The sequence below is a fragment of the Dactylosporangium sp. NPDC050688 genome, from assembly GCF_040654515.1.
In the GTDB taxonomy this organism is placed as follows: domain Bacteria; phylum Actinomycetota; class Actinomycetes; order Mycobacteriales; family Micromonosporaceae; genus Dactylosporangium.
This window is the reverse complement of record NZ_JBFAIC010000173.1, coordinates 1-2,141: the sequence shown is the minus strand read 5'-3', so window position 1 is coordinate 2,141 and position 2,141 is coordinate 1. Positions and strand designations below refer to the sequence as shown.

Genomic DNA, 2,141 nt, shown 5'->3' with positions numbered 1-2,141 from the left:
ATGTTCGAGCGGTTCACCGACCGAGCACGACGGGTTGTCGTCCTGGCGCAGGAAGAAGCCCGGATGCTCAACCACAACTACATCGGCACCGAGCACATCCTGCTCGGCCTCATCCATGAGGGTGAGGGCGTGGCGGCCAAGGCGCTTGAGAGCCTCGGCATCTCGCTGGAGGGTGTCCGCCAGCAGGTCGAGGAGATCATCGGCCAGGGGCAGCAGGCGCCGAGCGGGCACATTCCGTTCACGCCACGCGCCAAGAAGGTGCTGGAGCTGTCCCTGCGCGAGGCGCTGCAGCTCGGGCACAACTACATCGGCACGGAGCACATCCTGCTGGGTCTGATCCGCGAGGGTGAGGGCGTCGCCGCTCAGGTCCTCGTGAAGCTCGGCGCCGACCTCAACCGGGTCCGTCAGCAGGTCATCCAGCTGCTCTCCGGCTACCAGGGCAAGGAGCCGGCCGCCGCCGGCACCGGTGCCCCCGGCGAGGCCGCTCCGTCGACCAGCCTGGTGCTCGACCAGTTCGGTCGGAACCTCACCCAGGCCGCCCGCGAGGGCAAGCTCGACCCGGTCATCGGGCGCGAGAAGGAAATCGAGCGGGTCATGCAGGTGCTGTCCCGCCGTACCAAGAACAACCCGGTGCTCATCGGCGAGCCCGGCGTCGGCAAGACCGCCGTGGTCGAGGGCCTGTCCCAGCGGATCATCAAGGGCGAGGTGCCCGAGACGCTCAAGGACAAGCAGCTCTACACGCTCGACCTCGGTGCGCTCGTGGCCGGCTCCCGCTACCGCGGTGACTTCGAGGAGCGCCTGAAGAAGGTCCTCAAGGAGATCCGCACCCGCGGCGACATCATCCTGTTCATCGACGAGATCCACACGCTCGTCGGTGCCGGTGCCGCCGAGGGCGCGATCGACGCCGCGTCGATCCTCAAGCCGATGCTGGCCCGTGGCGAGCTGCAGACCATCGGTGCGACCACCCTCGACGAATACCGCAAGCACCTCGAGAAGGACGCGGCGCTGGAGCGGCGCTTCCAGCCGATCCAGGTGGGTGAGCCGTCCCTCGCTCATACGATTGAGATCTTGAAGGGTCTGCGGGACCGGTACGAGGCGCATCACCGGGTGACGATCACCGACGCTGCCCTGGTCGCCGCGGCGACCCTCGCCGACCGCTACATCTCCGACCGCTTCCTGCCGGACAAGGCGATCGACCTGATCGACGAGGCCGGCGCGCGGATGCGCATCCGCCGGATGACCGCGCCGCCAGACCTGCGCGACTTCGACGAGCGCATCGCCCAGGTGCGCCGCGACAAGGAGTCCGCGATCGACGCGCAGGACTTCGAGCGGGCCGCGCAGCTGCGCGACAAGGAGAAGCAGCTGCTCGGTCAGAAGGCGCAGCGGGAGAAGGAGTGGAAGGCCGGCGACCTGGACGTCGTGTCCGAGGTCGACGACGAGCAGATCGCCGAGGTCCTGGCGAACTGGACCGGCATCCCGGTCTACAAGCTGACCGAGGAGGAGACCGCGCGGCTGCTGCGCATGGAGGACGAGCTGCACAAGCGCCTCGTCGGCCAGGACGACGCGGTCAGGGCGGTCTCGAAGGCCATCCGGCGCACCCGGGCCGGCCTGAAGGACCCGAAGCGCCCCTCCGGCTCGTTCATCTTCGCCGGCCCGTCCGGCGTCGGGAAGACGGAGCTGTCCAAGGCGCTCGCCGAGTTCCTCTTCGGCTCCGAGGACGCGCTGATCCAGCTCGACATGTCGGAGTTCCACGACCGCTACACGGTCTCCCGGCTCGTCGGCGCGCCCCCCGGATACGTGGGCTACGACGAGGGTGGCCAGCTGACCGAGAAGGTCCGCCGGCGCCCGTTCTCGGTGGTGCTCTTCGACGAGATCGAGAAGGCCCACCCGGACGTGTTCAACACGCTCCTGCAGATCCTGGAGGACGGCCGTCTCACCGACGGTCAGGGCCGCATCGTGGACTTCAAGAACACGGTGATCATCCTGACCACCAACCTGGGCACCCGCGACGTGGCCAAGGCCGTGTCCCTGGGCTTCCAGGCCTCGGAGGACAACGAGTCCAACTACGAGCGGATGAAGCAGAAGGTCAACGACGAGCTGAAGCAGCACTTCCGCCCGGAGTTCCTCAACCGCATCGACGA

At 68.0% G+C, this 2,141-nt stretch carries 1 protein-coding gene; it reads left to right on the top strand.

What is annotated here, in order from left to right:
* Nucleotides 1-2,141 (top strand): ATP-dependent Clp protease ATP-binding subunit (locus AB0H83_RS51770; protein ID WP_360111437.1); only part of this gene is annotated, 2,141 nt, incomplete at its 3' end.